The following is a 25,739-nucleotide window of genomic DNA, read 5'->3' on the forward strand; positions in this document are numbered from 1 at the left end:
CTCTCGACCCCCGGCGGTCAGGGGTCGCGCTCCAGCACGTACGGGCTGCGCGCCCCCGGGTCCCCGTAGAAGTACAGCTCCAGGCCCCGCCGCTCGTTCCAGCCGGCGGGCTGGGCCGCCGGCAGCGTCCAGGTGGCGGGGCCGGAGACGCGCCAGCCGCTGTCGTAGTCGCGCTCCTGGCCGTCCAGCAGGGTGACGGAGGCGGTCCCGTCGGCGCGGAAGACGACCTCGGTGCCCTCGACGCAGCGCCAGGTGCCGACGAATTGTGGCGTCGGTCGTAACAGCCGCGCAGGCCTCATCGGTCACGGCAGCCCCATCGGCCACTCCGGCCACTCCGGCCGTGCCGGTGGTGCGGGCCGTGGCGGGGCGTCACCAGACGGGGCGCAGCGCCGGCAGCGGTCCGTCGCCGTTCAGGGCGCCGACCAGTCGGCCCAGCTCGGCGCGCAGGGCGGCGAGGTCGACGCTGTCGCGGCCGAGCTCGGCCTCCAGCTCGTGCAGGACCCGACCGGCTGCGTGGAGGTGGGCGTTGGCCGCGTCGGTCAGCACGACCAGCTTGCGGCGGCCGCCCCCGGGGTGCGGCTCGCGCCGGACGTATCCGCGCCGCTCCAGGTCGTCGACGATCTGCCCGGCGGCCTGCTTGGTCACCCCGAGCCGCTCGGCGAGCTCGGTCGCGGTGGCACCCCGGCCTCCCAGGGCCTGGAAGACCATGCCGTGCAGCGGGCGCAGGCCGTCGGCGTGGCCGGCCTCCCCGAGGCGGCGGGTGAACTCGCCGAGCAGCAGCTGGAAGCCGAGGCCGAGGAGGAAGACCAGCTCGGTGCCGCCGTCGCCGCCCTCGTCGCTTTGTTGGTCGGTCACGGAAACATGGTGACACAGGTAGGTCAAGCTGCTTTACTCGAATGAGTAAAGCAGCTTGACTTACCGGCTGGACCCGCCGGACCCGAGGAAGCGAAGGACCCGCCATGCACGTGATCACCACGGCCCCCGAGCACGTCATCACCACCCCGAACGCCACCATGACCGGCTTCGCCTCCCCCAGCCGGGGAAGCAGCGAGCTGAGTACCTGGCACGCCGCCATCCCCGCCGGGATCACCGGCCCCGAGCACTCCCTCAGCCGCGAACAGGTGTGGACGGTCACCGCCGGCGCACTGGAGATCACCTGTGGCGGCCGGACCGAGAAGGTCGCCGCGGGCCAGGCCGCCGTCCTACCCCCGGACGTCCTGCGCCACGTCCACGCCCTCGCGGACACCGAGGTCCACGTCGTCATGCGCGCCGACGGCCTCGTCTCCGTCCCCGGCACCGAGGGCACCCGCCCCCTGCCGTGGGCGGTGTGAGCCCCGCCGGAGCCCCGGCAGGGAGACCGCCGCCGCCACCAGCACCGCCGCGAAGGGGACGAGCAGCGCCGCCCGGTAGCCGTCCAGGGGGTCGGCGGCGCCCGCCGCCACCCCCGTCACGCCGGCCAGCCCGAGCGCCGCGCCGAACTGGAACGCCGTGTACAGCAGCCCGCCCGCCAGCCCCTGCTCCGACTCCTCGACCCCCTCGGTCGCGACGATCGTCAGCGGCCCGTAGACCAGCGCGAACGCCAGCCCCAGCAGGACCAGGCCCGGCAGCATCGCCAGGTACGTCCAGTCCGCGCCCAGCGGCAGGAACAGCCCGTACGCCAGCGCCGCCAGCAGCAAGCCGCCGAAGATCAGCCGGCCGTTCCCGTACCGCCCGACGAGCCGGGGGACCACGGTCGGCGACAGCACCGCGTCGACGCCGATCACCAGCATCGCGAAACTGGTCTGCAGGGTGGACCAGCCCCGCAGTTCCTGGAGGTAGAGCACCACCAGGAACTGGAAGCCGAAGAACGCGGCCGAGAACAGCAGCGCCACCGCGTTGGCCCGCAGCAGACCCGGGGAGCGCAGGATCCCGAGCCGGACCAGCGGCTCGGCAGCGCGCCGCTCGACGAGGACGAACGCCCCGAGCAGCGCCAGCCCCGCGACCGCCGCGGGCACCGAAGCCTCCTCGATGCCGAGGACGAGCAGGACGACGCCCGCGGTGACGAGCACCCCGCCCCACACGTCGATCCGGCCCCGGTCCGCCCGCGCGGGCCGCTTGGAGTGCTCGGGCTTCGGTACGAAGGCCAGCGCGCCCGCCAGGACCAGCGCGGCCAGCACGACGGGAGCGAAGAACACCCACCGCCACCCGAAGGACGTGAGCAGCCCGCCCGCGACCAGCCCGACGGAGAACCCGCCGGCCGCCGTGCCCGAGTACACGAGCAGCGCCCGTTCCCGCTGCGGCCCCTCGTCGAAGCCGGTGGTGATGATCGACAGGCCCGCCGGGGTCATGAACGCGGCGGCGACCCCGGTCACGAAGCGCGCGGCGATCAGCTGCCAGCCCTCGGTGGCGAGCCCGCCGAGCCCGGAGAAGAGCAGGAAGACCGTCAGCCAGCCGACGAACATCCGGCGGCGCCCGAAGAGGTCGGCCGCGCGGCCGCCGAGCAGCATGAAGCCGCCGTAGCCGAGCACGTAGGCGCTCATCACCCACTGGAGCGTGCCCGTCTCCAGGCCGAGGTCGGCGCGGATCGAGGGCAGGGCGACGTTCAGCATCGCGACGTCGATGCCTTCGAGGAAGATCGCGCCGCACAGGACGAGCAGGACGCCGAGCCGGCGCCCCCGGATGGAGTTCGGGGCGGAATCCCGGGCGGAGTCTCGGGCCGAACCTCGGGCGGAATCTCGGTCGGTACGCATGGACGGACCTCGCAGGACGGAGGAGGGAAGGAGCAGGAAGTTGCCGGCTCAACCACCCTCGCCCGCCGCCCGCCGGGGAACAACGCCGAAGAACTCAACGTTCGTTCAGCCATGCTTACCGATCGCGACGAGCTGGACTGCTTCCTGATCCTGGCCGAGGAACTGCACTTCGGCCGCACCGCCGAGCGCATGCTGCTCTCCAGGGCCCGCGTCAGCCAGCTCGTGCAGCGCCTCGAACGGCGCGTCGGCGCCCGGCTGTTCCTGCGCACCAGCCGCAGCGTCGCCCTCACCGCCCTCGGCGCGCAGCTGCACGCCGATCTGGAACCCCACCACCGCGGCATCGCCGCCGCCCTGGACCGGGCCGCGGCGACCGCCCGCGCCGCTGACGGGGTGCTGCACGTCGGCTTCACCACCCCGCCCGCGGGAGAGCTCGTCCTGCGCGCCGCGCGGGCCCTGCGCACCACGCACCCGGGCATCGCCGTCGAGGTGTGCGAGGTGCCGCTCTCCGACCCGTACGGGCAGCTGCGCGGCGGCGGCTTCGACCTCGCGCTCGCCGAGTTCCCGGTGCGCGAGGCAGATCTGGGGGAGGGGCCGGCGCTGTTCACCGAGGAGCGGGTGCTGGCCGTGGCCGCCGGGCATCCGCTGGCCGCGCGGGACTCCGTGACGCGGGAGGAGCTGGCAGGGGTCGCGCTGCTGTCCGTCGCCGGGGACCTGCCCGCGTACCTGCGCGAACACCACGCTCCGGCGCGCACCCCGGGCGGGCGGCCGATCCGGCGCGGCCCGGAGGTGACGAACCTGCAGGAGGCGCTGATGCTGGTCGCGGCCGACGAGGGCGCCCTGCTGACCTCGGCCCACACCGCGACCTACCACGCCCGCCCCGGCGTCGCCTACGTCCCCGTGGCGGACGCGGAGCCCGCCGCCTTCGGCCTCGTCTGGCGCGCGGCCGACCTCACCGCCCCCGTACGGGCCTTCGCGCAGGCGGTGCAGCGGGCGGCGGTGCGCCGCCCGGCGCCGCCGGGCGGGGCCGCGTAGGACTCAGCTGGTGCCCTTGTCCTTGTCCGTGTCCTGCTCGCGCCGCTTCAGTTCTTCCTCGCGGCGGCGCAGGTCCGCCTCCCAGCCCTTGAGGACGCCCTCGTCCTTCTTGTTCTCCTCGCGGAGGGACGTGAGGAACTCCGGGTTGTCGTCGGGGGCGACCCACTCGTGGCGGTGGTTGCGGTGCCACTCGGAGGGCGTACGGCCGCCGGCCGGGGCGCGGCGCACCTTGCCCGCGGCGAACCAGACGATCGGGCCGACGATCCAGAAGAGCAGGATGATGATGACCCAGACGACCTTGGGCAGGTGCTTGGCCTCGTCCTCGGGGGTGTTGAGGCAGTCGATGAACGCGTAGATCGTCAGCGCCAGCGGCAGGATGAACATCAGCGCCCGGATCATGCGGAACAGCCCCCTGGAAGCAATGGCGGGGCTCGATTCGACGGCCCCGGTGATACGCCCAGCGTAGCCGGTGACCGATACTGAACCCTATGGCTTACGACGATCTCCGCTCGCTGCTCCGGGCTCTGGAGCGAGAGGGCGACCTCAAGCGCATCAAGGCCGAAGTCGACCCGTACCTAGAGGTCGGGGAGATCGTCGACAGAGTGAACAAGGCGGGCGGACCCGCGCTGCTCTTCGAGAACGTCAAGGGCTCGGCGATGCCGCTGGCCATGAACGTCTTCGGGACCGACCGGCGGCTGCTCAAGGCCCTCGGGCTCAAGTCGTACGCCGAGATCAGCGAGAAGATCGGCGGCCTGCTGAAGCCGGAGCTGCCGCAGGGCTTCATCGGCGTCCGCGAGGCCTTCGGCAAGCTCGGCTCGATGGTGCACGTGCCGCCGAAGAAAGTGAAGGGCGACTCCGCGCCCGTCCAGGAGGTCGTCCTCACCGGCGACGACGTGGACCTCGACCAGCTGCCGGCCCTCTTCACCTGGCCCAAGGACGGCGGGTCCTTCTTCAACCTCGGCCTGACGCACACCAAGCACCCCGAGACGGGCGTGCGCAACCTCGGCCTGTACCGCCTCCAGCGCCACGACAAGCGCACCATCGGCATGCACTGGCAGATCCACAAGGACAGCCGCAACCACTACGCCGTCGCCGCGGCGCGGGGCGAGCGGCTGCCGGTCGCGATCGCCTTCGGCTGCCCGCCGGCCGTGACGTACGCGTCGACCGCGCCGCTGCCGGGCGACATCGACGAGTACCTCTTCGCCGGGTTCGTGGCGGGCAAGCGGATCGAGATGGTGGACTGCAAGACGGTCCCGCTCCAGGTCCCGGCCCACGCCGAGGTCGTCATCGAGGGCTGGCTGGAGCCGGGGGAGACGCTGCCGGAGGGGCCCTTCGGCGACCACACCGGCTTCTACACCCCGCAGGAGCCGTTCCCCGCGCTGACGATCGACTGCGTGACGATGCGCAAGCGTCCGCTGATCCAGTCGATCGTGGTCGGCCGGCCGCCCACGGAGGACGGGCCGCTGGGGCGTGCGACGGAGCGTTTCTTCCTGCCGCTCCTCAAGATCATCGTCCCGGACATCGTGGACTACCACCTCCCCGAGTCGGGCGGCTTCCACAACTGCGCGATCGTCTCGATCGACAAGAAGTACCCGAAGCACGCGCAGAAGGTCATGCACGCCATCTGGGGCGCGCACATGATGTCGCTGACCAAGCTGATCATCGTGGTGGACAAGGACTGCGACGTCCACGACCTCCACGAGGTCTCGTGGCGGGCGCTCGGCAACACCGACTACTCCCGCGACCTCACCGTCGTGGAGGGCCCGGTCGACCACCTGGACCACGCCTCGTACCAGCAGTTCTGGGGCGGCAAGGCGGGCATCGACGCGACGAAGAAGCTGCCGACGGAGGGCTACACCCGGGACGGCGGCTGGCCCGACATGGTCGAGTCCGACCCGGCCACGGCCGCCCTGGTGGACCAGCGCTGGAAGGAATACGGACTGTGAGCGAGATCGAGATGGGCGGGCCCGCCCTCTTCATCGGCACCGACACGGTCTACGTGGCCCTGGTGCGCCCGGAGCTCGACCCCGCGGACCCCGGCGTCCGGCTGGCCGCCGAGGAGGCGGGCGTCTCCCCCGAGGAGTTCGCGGGCCCCGGCAACGTCTGGGCGCTGATGCTCGACGAGGACGGCGAGGGCGGCGGCTTCGAGCTGCCCGGCGCGCGGGACATCGAGGCGGACGACTTCGCGCAGCAGCTCCAGCAGGCCCTGGCGGCGGCCGAGCCCTTCACCGCCGAGGCCGGCAACTTCCTGCGCCTGGACGCCCGCCCGTCCGGCGACGCCTGGCTGCTCTCCGCCCTGGTCACCCCGCCGGAGGGCCACGAGGACGGCGCCGCCCCCCAGACCCTGGACCTCGGCGCACTCCCCGCGGCGGAGCTCCTCGCCGACCTCGAAGACTTCCGCCGGAGCCTTGCGTGACCCCGAGACTCCGGATCGGCAGTGACGAGGTCTGGGTCGCGCTGACGGCTCCCGAGCGGGCGGGCGACGGCTGGCGCGTCACGGCCGACTGGGGCGGTGAGCTCACCGCAGACTTCGAGGCGTACGTGGAGGCCGAGGAGGTCACCGCCTTCGCGGAGCGCCTGCTGGCCCGCCTTCGCGCCGCCGAACCCGAGGCCTTCTGGGACGAGGTCAGCGAGAGCCGCGCGAACCCGCTGCGGCTGGCCGCGATACCCGCGGGCGACGGCGACCTCGCGTTCGTGGCCCGGCTCACCCCGCTCGGGCACGACACGACCAATCACCTCGACATGGAGATCGGGCCGGTCCCGTTCGACGGGCTGCGGGCCGACCTCGAAGCTTTCCGGAGGGACCTCGTATGACATCCGCCGCTGAGGACGTACTCGGCTCCGGTCCCGCGCCTCAGGCCGCCGGCAAGGTCAAGGCCTTCCTGCGGCTCGTGATGATCGAGCACTCGGTCTTCGCGCTGCCCTTCGCCTACACCGCCGCGCTCACCGCCATGTTCACGCTCGACGGGCGGATGCACTGGGGCGAGCTGCTGCTCGTCACCGTCTGCATGGTGGGGCTGCGGACCTTCGCCATGGCCGCGAACCGGATCATCGACCGGGAGATCGACGCCCGCAACCCGCGCACCGCCGGGCGGGAGCTGGTCACCGGCGCCGTGTCCGTGCGGTCCGCGTGGACCGGGGCCGGGCTCGCGCTCGTCGTCTTCCTCGCGTCCGCGGCGCTGCTGAACCCGCTCTGTCTGATGCTGGCGCCGGTCGCCGTCGTCCCGATGGTGCTCTACCCGTACGGGAAGCGGTTCACGAACTTCCCGCACGCCATCCTCGGCCTCGCCCAGGCCATCGGGCCGATCGGGGCCTGGCTCGCGGTCACCGGCGAGTGGTCGTGGGACGCGGTGATCCTCGGGCTCGCGGTGGGCGTGTGGATCGGCGGCTTCGACCTGATCTTCGCCTGCCAGGACGTGGCCGCCGACCGCGCCGAGGGCGTCAAGTCCGTCCCGGCCCGCTTCGGCATCCCGGCCGCCCTGTGGGGCGCCCGCGGCGCGCACGTCGTGACCACGGCCCTGCTGGCCTGGTACGCCGTCGCGACGGACGCCGGCCCGCTGTTCTGGTTCGGCCTGCTGGTCGTCGTGGCGGCCTTCCTCTACGAGCACAGCATCGTCACGCCGCACGACCTGTCCCGCCTGAACCGCGCCTTCTTCACGGTGAACGGCTTCATCGGCATGGCCCTGTTCGTCTGCGCCCTGCTCGACCTGGTGGTCCGGGGCCTGTCGCTGTAACCCGGTCGCAGCACAGCACTAGACCGCCGCCACCTCGGGCCGGGGCCGGGCCAGCAGGGCCGTGGCCGCGCCCGCCAGGAGGCCGAAGAGGTGGGCCTGCCAGCTGACCATGGAGTCCGTCGGGAGGGCTCCGGCCAGGAAGGTCGTGCCCCAGACCGCCGCGATGACCGCGGCGACCGCGATGCCCAGCGGGTTGCGCTCCACGAAGCCGCGGACCAGCAGGTAGCCGAAGAGGCCGAAGATCAGGCCCGAGGCGCCCACCGTGATGCTGTGCGACGGGGACATCAGCCAGACCGCGAACCCGTCGGCGACGGTGATGGCCGCGCAGACGGCCAGGAAGCGGCCGATCCCGCTCAGCGCGGTCACGAAGCCGAGCACCAGCAGCGGGACGGTGTTGGACGCCACGTGGTCGAAGCCGAAGTGCAGGAACGGCGCCAGGGGTATCGCGGTCAGGCCCTCGGCCTCCCGCGCGGTGATCCCGTACGCGTCGAGCGAGTGGCCCGTGGCGTGGTCGTACACCTCGATCAGCCACAGCAGGGCCACCCAGCCCAGCATCAGCTTCGCCGCCGCGGCGGCCCGGCCCGTCCGGCTCCACCGGCCCGCGCTCACCCCGCTCCCGCGCATCCCGCCGCCGCTCGCCCCGTGCCCGCCGGCGCTCCCGATCCCGCTCATGCCGTCTCCGCCCCGCTCTGCCGTGTCCACCCCTTGAACGTGCGGACACCTTAGCCAGTGCCCATGAGCGGTGGCCGGATAGTCTCGGAGGTATGACTGAGGGCAAGCGCACCCCGTGGGTGGTCGGGGTTTCCGGGGCGTCCGGGACGCCGTACGCGGCGGCGGTGATCCGCGGGCTGCTGGCGGCGGGCGAGAGCGTGGACCTGGTGGTGAGCCGGGCATCGAGGCTGACGCTGCTGGACGAGACGGGGATCGCCTTCCGCGACGCGCACTGGCGCGACGACCTGGCGGAGTGGCTGCAGCGGGGGGCCGACGGCAAGCCCGCCGCGTATGCGCGGCCGGAGCTGGGCGGGGTCCGCCACTGGGGCGCCGGCGACCTGGCGGCCGGGCCGAGCAGCGGCTCGTACCCGGTCAAGGGGATGCTGATCGTGCCCGCCTCCACCGCCTGTGTGGCCGGCGTGGCGCTCGGGCTGTCGAAGGACCTGCTCCAGCGGGTGGCGAGCGTGACGCTCAAGGAACGGCGCCGGCTGGTGGTCGCGGTACGGGAGACCCCGCTGAGCGGGCAGACGCTGAAGCAGCTGGTGGCGCTGGACGAGGCGGGCGCAGTGGTGCTGCCCGCCTCTCCGGCGTTCTACGCGGGTGCGACGCACATCCAGGATCTGGTGGATTTCGTCGCGGGGCGGGTGCTCGACGCGGCAGGGGTGCCGCACGGGCTGTACCGCCGGTGGGAGGGGGAGCTCGGAGGCTCCCGTCCCCGGGAGGCGAGCGGTGGCTAGCGCTTCTTGGCGCGCCCCGGCTTGCGGGTCTTGTCGACGCGGTGTGCGGCGGCGGGCTGGTCGGTGCGGGATCGGTTGGCCAGCTCCTGGAGCTGTCGCATGTGCGCGTAGGCCATCTCGATCGTGTACACGGTGAACCACTCCTGAAGATTGTCAGATCATCGTTGATCTGTTGAAAGATTCACAGGGTGTCGACCCTGTGTGCCTTTGATTCTATACGTAAACTTGAGGGATCGCCGAATAATGGAAGGCTCCAGGTATATGGACGCGGTGGACAGGCAGCTCATCCAGGCACTTCGTGAGAACGGACGTGCCTCGTACGCGGAGCTGGGCCGGCTCGTGGGCCTCTCCGGCCCCAGCGTCACCGACCGGATCAACCGGCTGGAGACGGCCGGAGTCATCACCGGCTACCGCGCGACCGTCGACGCGGCCTCGCTCGGCCTCGGCGTCACGGCGCTGATCGGCATCTCCCTCTCCGACGCCGCGGACCACGAGGACGTGGCCCGCCGGCTGCGCGACCTCTCGGAGATCGAGGACTGCTGGTTCATCGCCGGCGACGATTCCTTCATGCTGAAGGTGCGCGCCAACGACGTGGACGGGCTGGAGAAGATCATCCGCAGGCTCTCGGGCACCAAGGGCTGCTCGCGCACGCGCACCACGATCGTGCTCTCCACCAAGTGGGAGAACCGGGTCGGGGGTCTGCCCGAGGAAGCCTGAGAGTACGGTTGGGACGGTCGCGGGGCGCCTGCACCAAGGGGACGCGGGTGCCCGCGGGACGCGCGCACACATGAGGACAGAGGAGAGGACCGGGCATGGACGCTGGGCTCAAGCGTGAGCTGGAGGACAAGGTTCGCTCCGGCGAGCGGCTGACCCGTGAGGACGGCATCGCCCTCTACGGGTCGGATGACCTGGCCTGGCTCGGCGGCCTCGCCCACGAGGTGCGCACGCGCAAGAACGGCGACGTCGTCCACTTCAACGTCAACCGTCACCTCAACATGACGAACGTGTGCACCGCGTCGTGCGCCTACTGCTCCTTCCAGCGCAAGCCGGGGGAGAAGGACGCGTACACGATGCGCATCGAGGAGGCCGTGCGCCTGGCCAAGGCCATGGAGAACGAGAACCTCACCGAGCTGCACATCGTCAACGGCCTGCACCCCAGCCTGCCGTGGCGGTACTACCCGCGCTCGCTCTCCGAGCTGAAGAAGGCGCTGCCGAACGTCTCGCTGAAGGCGTTCACCGCCACCGAGATCCACCACTTCGAGACGATCTCCGGCATGTCGGCCTCCGACATCCTGGACGAGCTGATCGAAGCCGGCCTGGAGTCCCTCACCGGCGGCGGCGCGGAGATCTTCGACTGGGAGGTCCGCCAGCACATCGTGGACCACCGCACCCACTGGGAAGACTGGTCGCGCATCCACCGCCTCGCGCACTCGAAGGGCCTCAAGACCCCGTCGACCATGCTCTACGGGCACATCGAGGAGCCGCGCCACCGCGTGGACCACGTGCTCCGGCTGCGCGAGCTGCAGGACGAGACCGGCGGCTTCCAGGTCTTCATCCCGCTGCGCTACCAGCACGACTTCGTGGACATGAAGGACGGCAAGGTCCGCAACAAGCTCCAGGCGCGCACGACGATGGCGACGGGCGCCGAGGCGCTGAAGACCTTCGCGGTCTCCCGGCTCCTCTTCGACAACGTGCCGCACGTGAAGGTCTTCTGGGTCATGCACGGCGTGCAGACCGCCCAGCTGGCGCTGCAGCACGGCGCGGACGACATGGACGGCTCGGTCGTCGAGTACAAGATCACGCACGATGCGGACAACTACGGCACCCCGAACAAGCTGGGCCGCGAGGACCTGCTGGAGCTGATCCGCGACGCGGGCTTCCGCCCGGTCGAGCGCAACACGCGCTACGAGATCATCCGCGAGTACCCCGGCCCGGACGCGGGCCTGCGCGAGACCCCGCAGGCGATGCGGGTCTGACCCCGGCCCGCCCCCGGCTCCGCTCCGCAGCGCCGCCCCGGTTCCCGCCCTCGTGGCGGGGGCCGGGGCGGCGCCGTACCCGGGTCCGGGCGGGCCTCTTTTGCGCACCCCGTGCGTAATGGTTAATCTTCAAGAGTGCCCATTACTTACACCTTCGAACCGAGCGCCGCCGCCGTCGACCCCGCCCTCAGCGACGGGATCCTGGAGCTGTGGACGGACGTCACCAACGCCGGCGGGGCGGTGGGCTTCGTGCCGCCCGTCACCGCCGGCGACATCCGTCCCGCGCTGGCGGGGCAGCTCGCGAAGGTGGCGACCGGCGAGATGCGCCTGCTCGTCGGCCACGACGGGGAGGGCCGGGTCGCCGCCACGGCCTTCCTCTCCCACAACGCCCACCACCTCCAGCGGCATTGGCTGTGGGTATACACGGTGATGGTCCACCCCCGGCACCAAGGCGCGGGCCGCGGCCGGGAGCTGATGGCCGCGGTCGAGGCCGCCGCCCGCTCCCTCCCCGGCATCGACGCCCTGCGCCTGGGCTGCCGCGGCGGCCACGGACTGGAGCACTTCTACGCGGCCTGCGGCTACAAGGAGGTCGGCCGGGTCCCCGACGCCATCCGGGTGGCCCCCGGCGACGACCGCGACGACATCACCCTCCTCCTGCCGCTGCACTGACCTGCGCGGCTGCCGGGGGCGCGACCCCGAGGGGCCGGAGCCCGGGGCGGACGTGCTTCACTGGACGGGCACGAGCCGACGTACGAGCGGCGAACGGACGAGAAGAGAGCAGGGGTCACCGTGTCCCTCAAGCCGAGCGCGACGATCCGATACACCGCGATGCGACTGGGGATCTTCGTCGGGTGCCTCGTCCTCGTCGCCGTCCTGGTCCGGCTGCGCTGGGTGCCCTCGGGCCTCGGCGACGCCAACTTCGCCTGGGTCGTGCTGCTCGCCCTCGTGCTCTCCGCCCCGCTCTCCTTCGTCCTGCTGCGCAAGCAGCGCGACGAGATGTCCGCGACCATCTCCGGACGCGTCGCGGGTGCGAAGCAGAAGCTCGCCGCGAACCGCAACCAGGAGGACGGCGTCGACGACGCCGCGCGCGCCGGCCAGTAGCGGCGCGGCCGCCCCGCGTGGGGTGCATCACATCCCCAAGCGCGCCGAAACGCATCGAATCGCCCCAGCACCGGGTCAACCGCCCGTGGTGCCGGGGCTTTCGGCGTTTCCGGGGCCGCCGCCTCGACCCAAAGTTCTCCTTTGGGATTCCCAAAGGAGAAGTGTTAGCGTGTTCAACATGTTGACCGCAGCCGCGCCCCGGATGACCACGAGCGTTCCGCTCGTGGCGCGCTTGCACGTCGACCTCTGCCGCCGCGCGTCCGCGGCCTGTTGCTGTTGTCGCTGAGTCCCGCGACCAGCCCTGGCACAGCAGCGGTCCCGCCCGCCCGGCTCTTCTTTTCCGGGTGCTGCCGCACCGCACCACCACCCCACCGCAGAACCGCAGAACCACCCGGAGAGTGTCCGTGTCCGCGTCACCGCAGAGCCCTGCCGCCCAGGCCCCCGCCAAGGCGAAGCCCTCGTTCAAGTTCCCCTTCTGGGCCCAGATAGTCACCGGCCTCGTGCTCGGTGTGCTCCTCGGCTGGCTCTCCCGCAGCCAGGAGATCAGCTGGCTCGGCACCACCCTCGAGCAGATCGGCGACATCTTCGTCCAGCTGCTGAAGCTGGCCGTCGCCCCGCTCGTCTTCTTCGCCATCCTGGTGTCGATCACCAACCTGCGGAAGGTGAACAACGCCGCGCGGCTCGCCTCGCGCACGCTGCTCTGGTTCATGATCACGTCGCTGATCGCGGTGGGCATCGGCCTCGGCATCGGCCTGCTGACCAACCCGGGCTCCGGCACCGGCCTCACCCCGCAGGACGGCAAGCTGCCGAAGCGCCACGGGTCCTGGCTGGACTTCCTGACCGGCATCGTGCCGAAGGACATCATCACGCCGTTCACCGAGCTGAACGTCCTGCAGATCGTCTTCCTCGCCGCCGTCGCCGGCATCGCCGCCCTCCAGCTCGGCAGCAAGGCGCAGCCGGTGCTGAACCTCGCCGAGTCCGTGCTGGAGCTGCTCCAGAAGGCCCTGTGGTGGGTCATCCGCCTCGCCCCGCTCGGCACCGTCGGCCTCATCGGCACCGCGATCGCCACGTACGGCTGGGACCTGCTCGGCAAGTACGCGACCTTCACCATCGACGTGTACGTCGGCTCCGCGCTCGTGATGTTCGGCGTCTACCCGCTGCTGCTCTGGACCGTCGCCAAGGTCAACCCGCTCCAGTTCTTCAAGGGCGCCTGGCCGGCCATCCAGCTGGCCTTCGTCTCCCGCTCGTCGGTCGGCACCATGCCGCTCACCCAGAAGGTCACCGAGCGCCTCGGCGTCCCGAAGGAGTACGCCTCCTTCGCCGTCCCGTTCGGCGCGACGACGAAGATGGACGGCTGCGCCGCGATCTACCCGGCGCTCGCCGCGATCTTCATCGCGCAGATCTTCGACGTGCAGCTCGGCATCACCGACTACCTGCTCATCGCCTTCGTCTCCGTCGTCGGCTCGGCCGCCACGGCCGGTCTGACGGGCGCCACGGTCATGCTGACCCTGACCCTCTCCACGCTGGGCCTCCCGCTGGAGGGCGTGGGCCTGCTGATGGCGATCGACCCGATCCTGGACATGATGAGGACGGCCACGAACGTGGCCGGGCAGGCTCTGGTCCCGGTGATCGTCGCGGCCCGCGAGGGAATCCTGGACAAGGTCGCCTACGCGACCGCCTCCTCCTCCCCGCTGGACGAGCCGGCCCCGGCGGAGACCCCTGCCGAGGAGAAGGTCCTCGTCTCGGCCTGACCCCTGGCTCTTATACACATCGGACGCTTCCGCCGGTCTACCCTGTTTATTGAGGCCCCGGCCGGGGACCGAGCGCGTACTGGACGCGTACGCCGCCCTCCTCGACTCGCTGCCTGCGGACACCCGCCTGCTCCTGCTGTTCGCCGCCGCCGCGCAGGAGCACGAACCCCATGACACGGGCGCGGATTCGGTGCTGTTGACCCGGGCCTGGCAGGCGGCAGGGCTCGACCCCGGCCGGCTGGAACCTGCCGAGCGGGCGGGCGCGGTGCACGACGACGGCGTACGGGTCCACTTCACCCATCCCCTGCTGCGCACCGCGCTGCTGCGCCGCGTGCCGGTCGCCCGCCGCCGCGCCGTACACCTTCTGCTGGCCGCGCTGCTCGACGGCCCCCACCGGGCTCTGCCGCGTCTCGTCCAGCAGGCCTGCGCGGCGGACGGCCACGATCCGGCGCTCGCGCGGGCGCTGGTACGGGCCGCCGTCGCTCCCCGGCCGTACGCGGAGCGGGCCGTGGCGCTGGCACGCTCCGCGCTGCTCTCCCCCGACGAGGACCTGCGCGGCGCCCGGCTGGCCGCTGCGGCCGAGCAGGCCATGCTCGGCGGGGACCCGGGGCGGGCCCGCGAACTCCTGGCCCAGGTGCGTGCCGTACCGGCGCCCGGCCGCGCCCACTACGTACGCGGGCTACTCGCCCTGCGCGACGGGCCGGTGGCCGATGCCCGGGAGGCGCTGCTCACCGCATCGGCGCTGCTCGCCCCGTACGACGCGGAGCGGGCCGTGCGGGCGCTGCTCGGCGCGACGGAGGCCGCCTGGGCCATGGGGGACGCGGCCGCCTGCCTCGATGTGCTGCGCCGGATACCGGCGCCGCAGCCCGACCCGGCCCTGGAACGGTACCGGGCGGGCCTGTGCGCGGTGTTCGCCGAGGGGCTGCGGAGGGAGGGCCGGGACCTGTTGCGCGGCGGCCCCGGCTCCGAGGCCGTCTGCGACCCGGACACGCTGCTGCGTACGGCAGGAGCCGCGCTCGTGCTCGGCGAGATCGACGCGGCGTGCCGGACCGGAGCCAGGGCGCTGGCCGCCGTCCGCGTCCACGGACCGCTGTCGCTGCTGCCGCAGGCGCTGGAGCACCTCGCGTACGCGGAACTGCGGGCGGGCCGGCACGCACGCGCCCGTACCCATGCCGAGGAGGGGCTGGCTACCGCCGACCGACTCGGCCAGCGCAACAAGGCGGCCCATCTGCACGCCGTGTTGGCCCTCGCCGCCTCCGTGGAAGGCGGGGCGGCCGCGTGTGCCGGCCATGCCGAGGCCGCTGCATCGGTCGCCGGTCCGCACGGCCTCGCCCAGGCCGCCACCCTCGCCACGTGGGCGCTCGCGCGCGCGGACCTGGCCGAGGGGAGATCCGCCGATGCCGCCGCACGGCTCTTGCCGTTGGTCGGTCCCGGACCCCTGCGCGGTCACTTCGCGGCCCGGATGCTGCTGGTGCCCTGTTTCGTGGAGGCCGCGGCACTCGCGGGTCGCGGGGCCCGGCCCGCGGACGCGGCCACGGCGGTGGCGGTGGCAGTGGCGGTCGAGGAGTTCGCGGTGTGGACCGCGACGACCGCCGACCCACAGGCTCCGGCGCAGCTGGCCCGCTGCCGGGCGTTGCTGGCTCCCGCCGAGGAGGCGGCCGCCCGGTACCAGGAGGCACTCGCCCATCACGCCGGCTCGGGCGGCGGCTTCGAAGGGGCCCGTACCCGGTTGTTGTACGGGCAGTGGCTGCGCAGGCAGCGCAGGACCCGGGAGGCACGGGGGCCCTTGCGCGACGCCCTGGTCGCATTCGAACGCTGCGGCGCCCGCGTCTGGGCCGAGCGGACCGCGGGGGAACTGCGGGCCGCCGGCGAGGCGGTGCCGGCGGGCGGCGACACCGGGCCGCTGGTCCTGCTGACTCCGCAACAGCAGCGCATCGCCCGCTGCGTGGCGCAAGGTGCGACGAACCGGGAGGTGGCGAGCAGGCTCTCGCTCAGCCCGCGTACCGTCGACCACCATCTGCGGAACGTCTTCGCCCTCCTGGGCGTTCGGTCGCGGGGCGACCTGGCCCGCTTGCTGGACCGCGCGTCCACGGGCACATGAGCCACCCGGAGCCGCCCGGCGCGGCACCCGGTCAGACGAACGACTCGGGGCCGAAGCGCCCCCAGGCGACGAAGGCGGCCAGGACGACGTAGACCAGGATCTGCGTCACCGCGTCAGCGCACCTCGGTTGCCGTGCGGCGGTAGGTGGTGCGCCGGTCCTCGATCTCGTGCCAGCGGTCGCCGTAGACGGTCTTGACGACGGACGGCTCCCGCAGGAAGTCGTGCGGGAACCCGAGCGGCACGGCGCTCACCTCGTCGAGGCGGGCGACGGCCTCGGCGTCGAGGCGGACGTCGAGGCAGCCGAGATTGTCCGCGAGCTGGCTCTCCTTGGTGGCCGCGATGATCGGAACGATGTTGCCGGGGCGGCCGAGGAGCCAGGCCAGTGCCACCTGGGCCGGGGTCCAGCCGCCCTGCTCGGCTACCTCCAGGACGACGTTGATGACCTCCTCCTCCTGCGGGGACACCTTGACGCCCCAGGCATCCAGCCGCCCGCCCTCGCCCCGGCGGTACTTGCCGGTGAGCTTTCCGGCGGCCAGCGGGGCCCAGGCCAGCACGGCGAGGTCGAATGCTCTGGCCTGGGGCAGGAGTTCGCGTTCCGGGGTCCGCTCCAGCAGGTTGTAGCGCAGCTGTGAACCGGCGAACGCGGTCCAGCCCCGCAGCTCGGCGAGGGTGCCCGCCTGCGCGATCTCCCAGGCCGGCCAGTCCGAAACGCCTATGTACAGGACCTTTCCGGTGCGCACGAGGTCGTCCAGCGCGCGCACGACCTCCTCGACCGGAGTGAAGTTGTCGCGGGCGTGCACCCAGAGGATGTCGAGGTGATCGGTCCGCAGCCGCTCCAGGCTGGCCTCCACCGATCGCACGAGGTTCTTGCGGTGGTTGCCCGCGGCGTTGACGTCGCCGGCACGGGTCCCGCAGGTGTATTTGGTGGCGAGGACGAACTCGTCGCGCCGCCCTTGGAGCAGTTCGCCGAGGATCCGCTCCGAACTGCCGTCGGTGTAGATGTTCGCCGTGTCGATGAAGTTGCCGCCCGCGTCCGCGTAGGCGTCGACGATTCGGGCGCTGGTCTCCCGGTCGGCCCCCCAGCCCAAGTCGTCGCCGATGGTCATCGTGCCGAGGCTCAGCTCGCTCACGCGCAGACCGGTCTTGCCGAACAGTGTGTACCGCACGTTCTCCCCCTTCAGGCAGGTCGTGCGCACGACGCTATGTGCTGGAGCGCACTTCAACGCAAGCTCCGGTCAGCGGTCGAAGTTGACAACGTTTCAGTTTCGGTGGCCGGTGAATCTGGCCAAAACCTTCCGGCGTGATGCGACATGTGAAATTTTACATGTCACACATCAATTGCCCGTGTCCCCAGCACGCGGCCACAGCGGCCCCGGAGGCCCCCGCAGATGCATCCCTTCCGGATATCGAAGACCAACGCGCGCAGACTTCCCGCGCTCGGCGCTGCCGTCTTCATCCTGCTCGGCCTGTTCGCGCCGCCGAGCCAGGCCGTCTCCGTCGGCGCCACCGCCCCGGCCGGTGCGCACGCGAGTCGAGCCGCGGGCTCAGCTCCCCGCTCGATCCCGGTCCCCAAGTCGCCCGATGCGATGAGCAACGGCTCCCGCTTGCGGATCTCCTCGCAGGACAGTGCCGAGGAATCCGCACCGGCACCCGCACCTTCGCCCGCCCCGACCGTCAAGCCCGCCCCGAACGTCAAGTCCGGCAAGCAGTCCTCGGCAGCCGCCGGGGACGAGTGCGGCGACCTCTCCGGCGTGATCAACGCCACGGGCAGCGCGCTGGTCCAGCAGCTCAAGGCCCTCCCCCGGATCACCTGTACGTACCCGCTGTTCAACCTCACCGGTGAGAACGCGCGCAAGGCCTTCCGCGAAGCCCAGATGGTGACCGTCGCCAACGCCCTGCGCGACGCCTCCGCCACCTACTCGGGCAACAACAGCACGGCGATCGGGCAGCTGGTGCTGTTCCTGCGCGCCGGCTACTACGTACAGGACAACAACGCGGACGTCGTCGGCGACTACGGCACGGCGCTGGACGGCGCGGCGCTCGGCGCGCTGGACGCCTTCTTCGCCTCCCCGCGGAGCAAGGACATCACCGACGCCAACGGCGAGATCTTCAACGAGGTCGTCACGCTCATCGACAGCACCCACGCGGCCGGCCGGTACGCCGGCGTCGTCAAGTGGATGCTCGGCAGCTACGACGGCACCTGGCCCGGCCAGATGAACCTCGCCATGGAGCACGTCGAGTGGGTCGTCGAGAACGGCTTCAAGGCCAAGAACGACGACCGCGGCTGGCGGGCCGCCCTCAAGGCCGACCCCTCCGTCCTCAACACCTGGGCCGGCTTCATCACCCGCAACAGCGCGCAGCTGAACCGCTTGGACGTGGTCAGCAACGTCGGCCGCTACCTCGGCTTCGCGCTCGACGTCCCCGAGCTCAAGGACCGGGTCCGGCCGCTGCTGAAGGACCTGATCAACCGCTACCCGAACGTCGGCCCCACCGCGCCGATCACCATGAACCTGGGCTGGTACACGCGCCAGTACGACAAGAACAACTGCGCGGCCTACTCCATCTGCGACCTGGGCGACCGCGTGCTCCCGGCGATCCTGCCGATCCAGCACACCTGCACCCCGGACCTGAAGATCCGTGCCCAGGACATGTCCCCCGGGCAGCTGGCGGGCACCTGCACCAGCCTGGTCAACCAGGACGCGTACTTCCACCGGGTCATCGGCGACAAGGGGGCGATCCCCGGTGACGTGAACACCAACCTCGAGGTCGTCGTCTTCGACGACTACACCCAGTACTCGCTGTACGCCTGGGCCATCTACAACATCGACGTCGACAACGGCGGCATGTACGAGGAGGGCAACCCGGCCGCCGCCGGCAACCAGGCCCGCTTCATCGCCCACGAGGCCCACTGGCTGCGCCCGGCCTTCCAGATCTGGAACCTCAACCACGAGTACACCCACTACCTCGACGGCCGCTACAACATGGCCGGCGACTTCGAGGCCAGCCTGACCACGCCGACCATCTGGTGGGTCGAGGGCATCGCCGAGAACGTCTCGTTCGGCTACCGGGGCGAGCGCAACGCCGACGCGATCGCCGAGGCGGGCAAGAAGACCTACAAGCTCAGCGACCTGTTCGACACCGTCTACGGCCAGGACGCGGACCCCGAGGTCAACTCGAACCGGGTCTACCGGTGGGGCTTCCTCGCGGTCCGCTACATGCTCCAGGCCCACCCCGCCGACGTCGAGACCGTCCTCGGCAAGTACCGCACCGGCGACTGGAACGGGGCCCGCGCCTTCCTCAAGCAGACCATCGGGACCAGCTACGACGCCGGCTTCGCCACCTGGCTGACGACCACGTGCGCGACCAACGACTGCGGCCCCCTGCCGGAGGCCCCGTCCACCCCGGTGTGCACCCTCAGCGACCCCCGTCAGTTCGACAAGAACTGCCGCCGGGACAACCTCGCGGCCGCCGCCGGCAACTACAGCTACCACTTCGTGTTCCTGCCGGCCGGCGTCAAGCAGCTGACCATCACCAGCAGCGGCGGCACCGGCAACGCCGACCTGTACTACGGCGGCAGCACCTGGGCCACCACCGGCAGCCACCAGGCGAAGTCCGCCAACGCCGGCAACGGCGAGACCCTGACGATCGACAACCCGCCGTCCGGCTGGGTCTACTTCAGCCTCGCGGCCGCGCAGGACTTCAGCGGCGTGAGCGTCTCCACGCAGTCCAAGTAGGCAGGTCCGCCCGGGCCTGAGCGTGACGGCGGTCCTTGCCATCCGATCCGGATGGCAAGGACCGCCACTCGCGGCCTCTCAGCGGCCTCTCAGTCGAGACAGAACTCGTTGCCCTCGACGTCCTGCATCACGAGGCAGGACCCGTTGTCGTCATCGGCGAGCAGCAGTCGCACGCGTGCGGCGCCGAGTGGGATCAGTCGTGCGCATTCGGCCTCGAGCGCGGCCAGGCGCTCTTCCCCCACGAGCCCGGTGCCAACCCGCACGTCGAGGTGCAGCCGATTCTTGACGACCTTCCCTGGCTCTGCGTCCGCGCGTGCGGCGGACAGGCGAGCGAGGCCTCGAAGACGAGGCACCCGTCATCGCCCTGCCGGCGACGGTACGCGGCTCACCAGCGCTCAGGGGGCCGGGCCGGGGTTCAGGTGAGCGGGGGTTCGCCCGGCCTGGGGTCCGTGGCTGCCACGCCGTCCCGTGGTGTGGCATCCGTGGCTGCCACGAGTTCCCCCATGCGGAACAGCCGCTGCCAATAGGACGGGCTGTCCCCCTCACCCAGTACGGGGAGGATCTCGCCGAGTTGGGCCATGTGCCAATGCATCATGCGGAAACGCCAGTCGTCCAACGTGCCCGCATTGCGCAACCAGGTGTCCACGCACCCGGAGATGTCCGCGTCGACCATGACAAGGTCGAAACCCGCCCGGTCCGCACCCGCGAGCCCCTGCGGGAACGGGACGGGCCCGTGCTCCTTCGACAACAAGGTCACAGCAGCGATGAGTTCGGGTTCCTGGTTCATCCTCTGATCATCGCTGAAGGCCGCCGGAGGGGCACCCGCATTTGCCCGCCTCCCGCCGATGTCCCGTCGGCTATTTCTCCGCGTCGCGTGCGGCGGTGGCCACGTCCGACAGGACGGTGGCGGGTCGGCCTCCGGGCTCAACGGCCTTGCCTATGTTCTGTTTCATGTCCTGGCTCACCCCGGCCCAGGACTTCTTTCCGACGGGGTAGAGCCTGGAGGCGGGGAGCGCTTCGAGGAAGACCCGGAGCGATGTCGCCGTGGGGTCGGGGGATCTCACCATGGCCTGGTAGCCACTGGTGGTGACCGGCAACAGGCCGTACTTGCTCGTGAACGCGGACACGTTCTTCGCCTCGTACAGATGGTCCAGGAAGTCGCCGGCCTCCTTGGCGTGGCCGTTCTTGAAGGCCATCGCCCAATCCGCGACGCCCATGGCCGTGGGCTCGGAACCGTCCTGCGTGGGCAGCGCGACCGTGCCGATCCTGATCCCCTTCTCCTGCGCCTGCTTGATCAGTGTCGGGTGTCCGTTGAGGATGCCGACCTCTCCCCGGGTGAAGGCGTCGAAGGCTCCCTGGCGATCGAGCCTGCCCGGTTCGACGGGCCCGGTGAGTCCCTGTCCGACCAGCTTGTCCCTCAGGAACTCGAAGGTCTTCACGTTCTCCGCCGAGTCGATCGCGTACGCGTCCGAGTCGTTGGTGTAGCCGCCGCCACCGGACAGCATCCACATCATCGACTCGGCCTGCGCCTCCTCGGGCCCCAGGGGCAGCGCGAAGGGGGTGGCCACCCCCGCCGCCTTCAGCTTCTTCGCCGCGGTCACCAGATCGGCCCAGGTCCGGGGCTGCCACTGCGCGGAGGGGTCCCGCGGGATGACGCCGGCGTCGGCGAGCAACGCCTGGTTGTAGAAGAGCAGCCGGGTGCTCGCGACGAACGGCATGCCGTACTGCTTCCCCCTGATCTTTCCGGCGTCGGCCAGCGGGGCGAGGAAGTCGGCTTCGGTCCTGATGGAGAGCAGTTCGTCGGCGGGGTAGAGCTTGCCGGCCTCCCCATAGTCGGCGTAGGCGCCGATCTGCGCGATGTCGGGCGCGTTGCCGTCCTTCACCATCGCCGCGACCTTGGCGTCCACCTCCGACCAGGACACCACTTCCACGTCGACCTCGACCCCGGGGTTGGCCCTCTCGAACTCGAAGGCGAGGCTGTCCCAGTACGGCTTGCTGGAATTCAACGGGTTGTCGCCGTACTCGGCCGCCACGACCCGCAGGGTGACACCGCCCGAGGCGGTTCCGCTTCCGCAGGCGGTCAGGGTGAGGGAGACCAGGCACATGGCGGCACCGGCCGCCGTCAGGCTCAGGAAAGCGCGCTGCACGTCTTGATCCACCTCTCGTCACATGACTACTGGGCGTATGGTCTACACCACATTTGGGTCACAACCACACCCCCTGGCACCACGGAATTTCGACCGGGTCCGGATCGGTCCGAGACATACTAGCCATGGACATAATAGCTATGTACTGTATCTGGCATGAGCATGAGTTCACCCGGTCCGACGCCCGGCTTCCTGGTCTGGCGGCTCGCCAACAAGTGGCGCGTCGCAGTCGATCGCGCAGTGGCCCCGCTGGACCTCACCCACGCGAAGTACTCGCTGGTCGCGTCGCTGTACGGGATGCAGCAGGCGGGCGAGCGGCCCAGTCAGCGCCGGCTCGCCGACCACACGGGCCTGGAAGCGCTGTACGTGTCGAAGCTGGCGCGTGCTCTGGAGTCGGCCGACCTGATCGAGCGGACCCGCGATCCCCGCGACCCGCGCGCCGTACAACTGGCGCTCACCGACCGCGGGCTGGTCGTCACACGGCAGGCCATCGCGATCGTCCAGGACCTGCACCAGCAGTTGCTGGAGCCGCTCGGCGGCCCCGACACCCCGCGGACACGGGCGTTCACCAACGAACTGCGGACCCTGCTCGCCCCACCGCTCGCTCCATCCGCACCGGACGACGACCACATCGAGGGGACAACACCATGAGCAACACCAGCACCAGCACCGACGCCGCCGCCACGCCTGCCGCCGCACCCACCGACGCCCGCGCCCTGGGCCTGGCCCACTACGCCGCCCGCGGCGTGCTCGAACACGTTCTGGCCCGGCACGGCGTCACCTTCCAGCAGCAGATCGCCCTGCGGGCCGCCGTCACCACCGACATTCCGCAGACTCCGGACGAACTCATCGCCCAGGTCCAGGGCTCCCTCAAGACCGGACCCGCCGACATCCGCTCCACCCTCGACGAACTGCTCGCCGGGGAACTGCTCGTCACCGACGGCCCGCACCTGCTCCCCACGGACGCGGGGCGCGCGCTGTTCGCCGCCATCGGCGCGGACACCGCACCCGTAACCGCCCGCGTCTGGGGCTCGATCCCCACCGAGGACCTCGCCACCGCCGGCCGCGTACTCGCGCTGGTCACCGAGCGCGCCAACGCGGAACTGGCGAAGCTCACCGCATAGCCGCGGGCGAGGACGCTTCGGCCGCGGCCGGGCCCGCTCCGCGCCGCGGTCTCACGCGGCGGCGCCGTCGGCTTCCGTGGTGGACCGGGTCCGCGACCGGCGCCGCCGGCTTGGAGCGAACTCCCGTTGGGGACGAAAGCCCTGCCAAACAGGGCTGATTGGCTCGAGAGCCAGGTCAGACCATGTTCGAACGCCTCCGCGCCCCGCGGAAGGCGGTCGCCGCGGGCGCCGGCATCTCGGCTCCCGCGTTCCACGACATCTACCACCCCTACCTGGACGCCGTGTGGGCCTACCGGCAAGCCGTCCACGACGAGCTGGAGGGCCGCGCCCTCCGTCCCGCCGACTTCGGCTGGTCCGCGTGGGACGGCCGTGAGCGATGCCCGCACTGCGGAGAGCGCGGCACCGACACGGCAGCCGGATAGCGCCCCCCGCCGCGCCCCGGCCCCGCGGGGGCGCGGTCAATCCGCCTGGCGGGCGAGGACGTAAAGCAGTGGACAGCCCTGGGGCGCCGGGTGATCATCTCCGCGATGGACAACACACCTCTCGCCACCTGTAAAAGCGTCCGCTTCGTCGAGCTCAACGCGAAGGCACTACGGGCTCTGGCCGACGGCGACCTCGCCGGCGGCAGCGCCGAAGCCGGGATCGCCCTTGACGAACACTTCGTCAGCGACCGAGCCCGCTGGATCTTCGACTACCGCGCCAACCAGCTCGCCGAAGACCCCTCCGCCGCGCCCTGGACCACGCGGGCCGCGGTCTCCGTACCGGACGGCGTCGTCATCGGCGACGCCGGCTTCCACGGACCGCCGGACGAGGCCGGCATGATCGAGGTCGGCTTCACCGTCGTGCCCGCACACCGACGCCAGGGCTACGCACGCGCCATGCTGAACGCGCTGCTCGCCAGAGCCGCCGCCGAACCCGGGGTCAAGACCGTGCGGGCCAGGGTCAAGTCCGACAACAGCGCCTCCCTGGCCACCCTCGCCGGCTTCGGCTTCACGCCCGTCGGCGAACAGGGAAACCAGCACGACGGCCTGGTGATCGTGTTCGAGATCGCGGCAGACGCGATCCAGGCCGGATAGCCAAGCGGCCCCGGCGACCACCATGGGCAGCGCCGTCGAATCCTCGACGCCCGGGGCAGAAGAGCCCCGACCGGCCCGGGGGGGTGGGGCCGGTCGGAGCGGGCCCCGGCGGCCGGGGGAGGCCGGCCGGGGAGTCAAAGGGTGTCCCGCACCCACACACCTTGAACGATCAACGAAAGCGGATCGTTCCCACCACCACTGTGTGATCACGGACACGCCGCGCGCGGGGGCGTCGCCATCGGCCGGAGTGACCGCAGGTGGCGGGTCGGCGTTGTCCCGGGCATGGATACCGACGACGAAGACTTCCTCGGCGTGCTGGTGGACGCCGTCACCGAGACCCGCCTCAAGCTGCTCACCGGCGACGAAGCCCGGGCGGTCATGATGCTCCTCGTCGCGCTCGAGGACGAAACCCGCTCCGAGGAAGTACGTCGGGCCGCCGGAGAGATGCGCTTCCGCCTTGCATCGCGCCTGGCCCTACCCGTCGGCTCCCCCTAGTACTCCAGCTGTAGATCGTGATCTTCATGTCTGGGATGCGGCTTGTCGCTGGTAATGGCTGGTGCGTGATCGCTTTTGATGGCGGCGTCGCCAGTCGGACCAACCGACCCGGTGGGCCGCATCGCGGAGAGGCCGGATGGCGAGGGTGATGGACAAGCGCTGGACCTCGTTGCAGGACAGCGGGACCAGGTCGTCAGAGATGGACTGTCGGGCGTGTTCGTTCGCACGGACCACCGCGAGGAAGGCGTGGGCGAGCATCGCAAGGTCGTAGAACCGCTGTCCCTTCGCGCCGCGTCCGGCCGAGAGCTTCTGCCAGGCCCGCTTCGGCACCTTCCGGGCCAGGGCATCGGCGCGGAACGTGCCCGCACCGGTGGTCACTTCGGCCGAGCAGGCCACCGCGAGGACATAGCCCATGCGGCGTTCCTCCAGGGCGGATCGCAGTTTCGGGTTGCCGCCATGGACCTCGTCACCGGTGACCCGGTCCACGCGGTGTCCGGCATCCATGAACCGTTCGATCATCGTGCGGGCCAGCTCCGGCTTGGTCGCGAAGACGGTTTCCTCGCCGAGCCCTGGCGCCCGGCAGCGGTCCGGGTCGCCCGTCCAGGAGCGCGGGACGTACAGCTCCCGGTCCACCGCCGCGTGTCCCCGGGCGCCGGCGTAGACGAGGTAGACGGCGACCTGGGAGTTCTCGATCCGTCCCGCGGTGCCTGTGTACTGGCGTTGGACCCCGGCGGTGTGGGTGCCCTTCTTCACGTCGCCGGTCTCGTCGACGACCAGCACCGCTGCATCGTCGTGGAGGTGCTCGACGACGTATTCGCAGACGTCGTCGCGGACGGCATCGGCGTTCCAGGACGCCCGGCACAGCAGGTGCTGCATGCCGTGCCGGGTTGCCTCGCCGGCCCACTCCGCGATCGTCCAGCAGTTCTTGCGCGGCAGGTCCGACAGCAGGCCCAGCACCAGCCGCCCGGCCCGTAGGCGAGGTTCACAGCGGGCGAACCGGCCCGCTATGCGCCCCATGGCCACCTCAAACGCCTCCCGCCAACGTGCGGGATTTATGCTGCGACCAGTGGCCACCGTCTCGCCGTCAGTCCACACACCCACGATGATCAACGGCTGCCGCATCTGTTCCCGTAACGGCCCCACCAGCAAGATCACAATCCACACAGCTGGAGCACTACAGTCCGCTTACGGCCCCGCGGGCCTTTGAGAGCGCTCTGCATCGTCCCGCGAACCCCTCCTTCAAGGGGCGCGGAAATCCGTGGACGGACCCGCGGAAGATCACGTACCGTGT

General features: G+C 71.2%; 27 protein-coding genes and 3 pseudogenes. 19 read left to right on the forward strand and 11 right to left on the reverse strand.

Annotated features, from left to right (window positions below):
* Nucleotides 1–17 precede the first annotated feature (17 nt).
* Both DRB89_RS09645 and DRB89_RS09650 read right to left on the reverse strand, forming a co-directional pair.
* Nucleotides 18–299: a hypothetical protein gene (locus tag DRB89_RS09645; protein ID WP_112447537.1), complete on the reverse strand. Its 282-nt coding sequence runs from the start codon at nucleotides 297–299 to the stop codon at nucleotides 18–20.
* A 70-nt stretch (nucleotides 300–369) separates the two neighbouring features.
* Nucleotides 370–855 carry a MarR family transcriptional regulator gene (locus tag DRB89_RS09650; protein WP_112447535.1) on the reverse strand — a complete coding sequence of 162 codons (486 nt, stop codon included), beginning with the start codon at nucleotides 853–855 and terminating at the stop codon, nucleotides 370–372.
* A gap of 158 nt (nucleotides 856–1,013) precedes the next feature.
* On the opposite strand from DRB89_RS09650, the pseudogene DRB89_RS44385 reads away from it, so the two are divergent.
* Nucleotides 1,014–1,202, forward strand: a pseudogene (locus DRB89_RS44385) (cupin); the annotation flags it as partial.
* Here DRB89_RS44385 and DRB89_RS09660 read toward each other — a convergent pair.
* The gene (locus DRB89_RS09660) at nucleotides 1,203–2,660 is read right to left on the reverse strand and encodes an MFS transporter (protein WP_239516763.1); all 1,458 of its coding nucleotides are present in this window, start codon (nucleotides 2,658–2,660) and stop codon (nucleotides 1,203–1,205) included.
* A gap of 180 nt (nucleotides 2,661–2,840) precedes the next feature.
* Between DRB89_RS09660 and DRB89_RS09665 the strand changes: the two genes are divergently transcribed.
* Nucleotides 2,841–3,761 carry a LysR family transcriptional regulator gene (locus tag DRB89_RS09665; protein WP_112447529.1) on the forward strand — a complete coding sequence of 307 codons (921 nt, stop codon included), beginning with the start codon at nucleotides 2,841–2,843 and terminating at the stop codon, nucleotides 3,759–3,761.
* Between the two features lie 3 nt (nucleotides 3,762–3,764).
* Here DRB89_RS09665 and DRB89_RS09670 read toward each other — a convergent pair whose 3' ends face one another.
* A complete protein-coding gene (locus DRB89_RS09670; protein ID WP_112447522.1) occupies nucleotides 3,765–4,160 on the reverse strand; it encodes a PLD nuclease N-terminal domain-containing protein in 396 nt (131 codons plus the stop codon).
* Between the two features lie 89 nt (nucleotides 4,161–4,249).
* Here DRB89_RS09670 and DRB89_RS09675 point away from each other — a divergent pair, with 89 nt between their 5' ends.
* The 4 genes from DRB89_RS09675 to mqnP are packed head-to-tail and all read left to right on the forward strand — an operon-like array spanning nucleotide 4,250 to nucleotide 7,495.
* The gene (locus tag DRB89_RS09675) at nucleotides 4,250–5,707 is read left to right on the forward strand and encodes a menaquinone biosynthesis decarboxylase (RefSeq protein ID WP_112447520.1); all 1,458 of its coding nucleotides are present in this window, start codon (nucleotides 4,250–4,252) and stop codon (nucleotides 5,705–5,707) included.
* Nucleotides 5,704–6,177 carry a hypothetical protein gene (locus DRB89_RS09680; protein WP_112447518.1) on the forward strand — a complete coding sequence of 158 codons (474 nt, stop codon included), beginning with the start codon at nucleotides 5,704–5,706 and terminating at the stop codon, nucleotides 6,175–6,177. Before DRB89_RS09675 ends, DRB89_RS09680 begins: the two co-directional genes overlap by 4 nt.
* On the forward strand, nucleotides 6,174–6,575 hold the full coding sequence (locus DRB89_RS09685) for a hypothetical protein (RefSeq protein ID WP_112447517.1): 402 nt from the start codon (nucleotides 6,174–6,176) through the stop codon (nucleotides 6,573–6,575). Before DRB89_RS09680 ends, DRB89_RS09685 begins: the two co-directional genes overlap by 4 nt.
* Entirely contained in the window at nucleotides 6,572–7,495 is a 924-nt protein-coding gene (gene mqnP / locus DRB89_RS09690) for a menaquinone biosynthesis prenyltransferase MqnP (RefSeq protein ID WP_112447514.1), read from the forward strand. The genes DRB89_RS09685 and mqnP overlap by 4 nt, the downstream gene beginning before the upstream one ends.
* 18 nt (nucleotides 7,496–7,513) lie before the next feature.
* Here mqnP and DRB89_RS09695 read toward each other — a convergent pair whose 3' ends face one another.
* Nucleotides 7,514–8,119, reverse strand: a complete 606-nt coding sequence (locus DRB89_RS09695; RefSeq protein WP_112453250.1) for a rhomboid family intramembrane serine protease — start codon at nucleotides 8,117–8,119, stop codon at nucleotides 7,514–7,516.
* A 140-nt stretch (nucleotides 8,120–8,259) separates the two neighbouring features.
* Here DRB89_RS09695 and DRB89_RS09700 point away from each other — a divergent pair, with 140 nt between their 5' ends.
* Nucleotides 8,260–8,943 carry a UbiX family flavin prenyltransferase gene (locus DRB89_RS09700; protein ID WP_112447513.1) on the forward strand — a complete coding sequence of 228 codons (684 nt, stop codon included), beginning with the start codon at nucleotides 8,260–8,262 and terminating at the stop codon, nucleotides 8,941–8,943.
* Here the strand turns inward: DRB89_RS09700 and DRB89_RS45920 are convergent.
* A complete protein-coding gene (locus DRB89_RS45920; protein ID WP_275431884.1) occupies nucleotides 8,940–9,074 on the reverse strand; it encodes a hypothetical protein in 135 nt (44 codons plus the stop codon). The genes DRB89_RS09700 and DRB89_RS45920 overlap by 4 nt on opposite strands.
* A 130-nt stretch (nucleotides 9,075–9,204) precedes the next feature.
* Between DRB89_RS45920 and DRB89_RS09705 the strand changes: the two genes are divergently transcribed.
* From DRB89_RS09705 to DRB89_RS09730, 6 genes and pseudogenes are all read left to right on the forward strand, one after another.
* Complete coding sequence (locus DRB89_RS09705) at nucleotides 9,205–9,660, forward strand: Lrp/AsnC family transcriptional regulator (protein ID WP_112447511.1); 456 nt, start codon at nucleotides 9,205–9,207, stop codon at nucleotides 9,658–9,660.
* A gap of 95 nt (nucleotides 9,661–9,755) precedes the next feature.
* Nucleotides 9,756–10,919, forward strand: a complete 1,164-nt coding sequence (gene mqnE, locus DRB89_RS09710; protein WP_112447509.1) for an aminofutalosine synthase MqnE — start codon at nucleotides 9,756–9,758, stop codon at nucleotides 10,917–10,919.
* 135 nt (nucleotides 10,920–11,054) lie between these two features.
* A complete protein-coding gene (locus DRB89_RS09715) occupies nucleotides 11,055–11,588 on the forward strand; it encodes a GNAT family N-acetyltransferase (RefSeq protein ID WP_112447507.1) in 534 nt (177 codons plus the stop codon).
* A gap of 120 nt (nucleotides 11,589–11,708) precedes the next feature.
* Entirely contained in the window at nucleotides 11,709–12,020 is a 312-nt protein-coding gene (locus DRB89_RS09720; RefSeq protein WP_112447505.1) for a DUF4229 domain-containing protein, read from the forward strand.
* A gap of 404 nt (nucleotides 12,021–12,424) precedes the next feature.
* Nucleotides 12,425–13,771, forward strand: a complete 1,347-nt coding sequence (locus DRB89_RS09725) for a dicarboxylate/amino acid:cation symporter (RefSeq protein WP_162688520.1) — start codon at nucleotides 12,425–12,427, stop codon at nucleotides 13,769–13,771.
* A 55-nt stretch (nucleotides 13,772–13,826) separates the two neighbouring features.
* Nucleotides 13,827–15,872: pseudogene (locus tag DRB89_RS09730) on the forward strand (helix-turn-helix transcriptional regulator); the annotation flags it as partial.
* A 113-nt stretch (nucleotides 15,873–15,985) separates the two neighbouring features.
* On the opposite strand, the gene DRB89_RS09735 reads toward DRB89_RS09730, so the two are convergent.
* Nucleotides 15,986–17,038 carry an aldo/keto reductase gene (locus DRB89_RS09735; protein WP_112454048.1) on the reverse strand — a complete coding sequence of 351 codons (1,053 nt, stop codon included), beginning with the start codon at nucleotides 17,036–17,038 and terminating at the stop codon, nucleotides 15,986–15,988.
* Nucleotides 17,039–17,260: 222 nt separating this feature from the next.
* Here DRB89_RS09735 and DRB89_RS09740 point away from each other — a divergent pair, with 222 nt between their 5' ends.
* Nucleotides 17,261–19,606, forward strand: coding sequence for a M9 family metallopeptidase (locus DRB89_RS09740; RefSeq protein WP_112451881.1), 2,346 nt, complete (start codon nucleotides 17,261–17,263; stop codon nucleotides 19,604–19,606).
* A gap of 89 nt (nucleotides 19,607–19,695) precedes the next feature.
* Here the strand turns inward: DRB89_RS09740 and DRB89_RS09745 are convergent.
* The 3 genes and pseudogenes from DRB89_RS09745 to DRB89_RS09755 form a co-directional block, all read right to left on the reverse strand.
* A pseudogene (locus DRB89_RS09745) lies at nucleotides 19,696–19,902 on the reverse strand (VOC family protein); the annotation flags it as partial.
* A gap of 119 nt (nucleotides 19,903–20,021) precedes the next feature.
* A complete protein-coding gene (locus DRB89_RS09750; protein ID WP_112451880.1) occupies nucleotides 20,022–20,393 on the reverse strand; it encodes a hypothetical protein in 372 nt (123 codons plus the stop codon).
* 70 nt (nucleotides 20,394–20,463) lie between these two features.
* Entirely contained in the window at nucleotides 20,464–21,711 is a 1,248-nt protein-coding gene (locus tag DRB89_RS09755; protein WP_112454046.1) for an extracellular solute-binding protein, read from the reverse strand.
* A gap of 198 nt (nucleotides 21,712–21,909) precedes the next feature.
* Here DRB89_RS09755 and DRB89_RS09760 point away from each other — a divergent pair, with 198 nt between their 5' ends.
* From DRB89_RS09760 to DRB89_RS09780, 5 genes are all read left to right on the forward strand, one after another.
* Nucleotides 21,910–22,404, forward strand: coding sequence for a MarR family transcriptional regulator (locus DRB89_RS09760; RefSeq protein WP_112451879.1), 495 nt, complete (start codon nucleotides 21,910–21,912; stop codon nucleotides 22,402–22,404).
* Nucleotides 22,401–22,877 (forward strand): MarR family transcriptional regulator, encoded by a 477-nt coding sequence (locus DRB89_RS09765; RefSeq protein ID WP_112451878.1) that lies wholly within the window; start codon nucleotides 22,401–22,403, stop codon nucleotides 22,875–22,877. Before DRB89_RS09760 ends, DRB89_RS09765 begins: the two co-directional genes overlap by 4 nt.
* Before the next feature lie 182 nt (nucleotides 22,878–23,059).
* Nucleotides 23,060–23,299 carry a hypothetical protein gene (locus tag DRB89_RS09770; protein WP_204357879.1) on the forward strand — a complete coding sequence of 80 codons (240 nt, stop codon included), beginning with the start codon at nucleotides 23,060–23,062 and terminating at the stop codon, nucleotides 23,297–23,299.
* 105 nt (nucleotides 23,300–23,404) lie between these two features.
* Nucleotides 23,405–23,953, forward strand: a complete 549-nt coding sequence (locus DRB89_RS09775) for a GNAT family N-acetyltransferase (RefSeq protein ID WP_112454044.1) — start codon at nucleotides 23,405–23,407, stop codon at nucleotides 23,951–23,953.
* Between the two features lie 282 nt (nucleotides 23,954–24,235).
* Nucleotides 24,236–24,448 (forward strand): hypothetical protein, encoded by a 213-nt coding sequence (locus tag DRB89_RS09780; protein ID WP_112448821.1) that lies wholly within the window; start codon nucleotides 24,236–24,238, stop codon nucleotides 24,446–24,448.
* A gap of 24 nt (nucleotides 24,449–24,472) precedes the next feature.
* Here DRB89_RS09780 and DRB89_RS09785 read toward each other — a convergent pair whose 3' ends face one another.
* A complete protein-coding gene (locus tag DRB89_RS09785; protein ID WP_112448820.1) occupies nucleotides 24,473–25,465 on the reverse strand; it encodes an IS701 family transposase in 993 nt (330 codons plus the stop codon).
* Nucleotides 25,466–25,739 lie beyond the last annotated feature (274 nt).

This window comes from Streptomyces sp. ICC4 (genome assembly GCF_003287915.1).
GTDB lineage: Bacteria > Actinomycetota > Actinomycetes > Streptomycetales > Streptomycetaceae > Streptomyces > Streptomyces tritrimontium.

Bases quoted from the DNA above. Each gene is read 5' to 3' on its own strand.
- DRB89_RS09645 (WP_112447537.1), bottom strand. From the start codon at position 299: ATGAGGCCTGCGCGGCTGTTACGACCGACGCCACAATTCGTCGGCACC.
- DRB89_RS09665 (WP_112447529.1), top strand. From the start codon at position 2,841: ATGCTTACCGATCGCGACGAGCTGGACTGCTTCCTGATCCTGGCCGAG.
- DRB89_RS09670 (WP_112447522.1), bottom strand. From the start codon at position 4,160: ATGATCCGGGCGCTGATGTTCATCCTGCCGCTGGCGCTGACGATCTAC.
- DRB89_RS09675 (WP_112447520.1), top strand. From the start codon at position 4,250: ATGGCTTACGACGATCTCCGCTCGCTGCTCCGGGCTCTGGAGCGAGAG.
- mqnP (WP_112447514.1), top strand. From the start codon at position 6,572: ATGACATCCGCCGCTGAGGACGTACTCGGCTCCGGTCCCGCGCCTCAG.
- DRB89_RS09695 (WP_112453250.1), bottom strand. From the start codon at position 8,119: ATGCGCGGGAGCGGGGTGAGCGCGGGCCGGTGGAGCCGGACGGGCCGG.
- DRB89_RS09700 (WP_112447513.1), top strand. From the start codon at position 8,260: ATGACTGAGGGCAAGCGCACCCCGTGGGTGGTCGGGGTTTCCGGGGCG.
- DRB89_RS09705 (WP_112447511.1), top strand. From the start codon at position 9,205: ATGGACGCGGTGGACAGGCAGCTCATCCAGGCACTTCGTGAGAACGGA.
- mqnE (WP_112447509.1), top strand. From the start codon at position 9,756: ATGGACGCTGGGCTCAAGCGTGAGCTGGAGGACAAGGTTCGCTCCGGC.
- DRB89_RS09740 (WP_112451881.1), top strand. From the start codon at position 17,261: ATGCATCCCTTCCGGATATCGAAGACCAACGCGCGCAGACTTCCCGCG.
- DRB89_RS09750 (WP_112451880.1), bottom strand. From the start codon at position 20,393: ATGAACCAGGAACCCGAACTCATCGCTGCTGTGACCTTGTTGTCGAAG.
- DRB89_RS09755 (WP_112454046.1), bottom strand. From the start codon at position 21,711: ATGTGCCTGGTCTCCCTCACCCTGACCGCCTGCGGAAGCGGAACCGCC.
- DRB89_RS09760 (WP_112451879.1), top strand. From the start codon at position 21,910: ATGAGCATGAGTTCACCCGGTCCGACGCCCGGCTTCCTGGTCTGGCGG.
- DRB89_RS09765 (WP_112451878.1), top strand. From the start codon at position 22,401: ATGAGCAACACCAGCACCAGCACCGACGCCGCCGCCACGCCTGCCGCC.
- DRB89_RS09770 (WP_204357879.1), top strand. From the start codon at position 23,060: ATGTTCGAACGCCTCCGCGCCCCGCGGAAGGCGGTCGCCGCGGGCGCC.
- DRB89_RS09775 (WP_112454044.1), top strand. From the start codon at position 23,405: ATGGACAACACACCTCTCGCCACCTGTAAAAGCGTCCGCTTCGTCGAG.
- DRB89_RS09780 (WP_112448821.1), top strand. From the start codon at position 24,236: ATGGATACCGACGACGAAGACTTCCTCGGCGTGCTGGTGGACGCCGTC.
- DRB89_RS09785 (WP_112448820.1), bottom strand. From the start codon at position 25,465: ATGGGGCGCATAGCGGGCCGGTTCGCCCGCTGTGAACCTCGCCTACGG.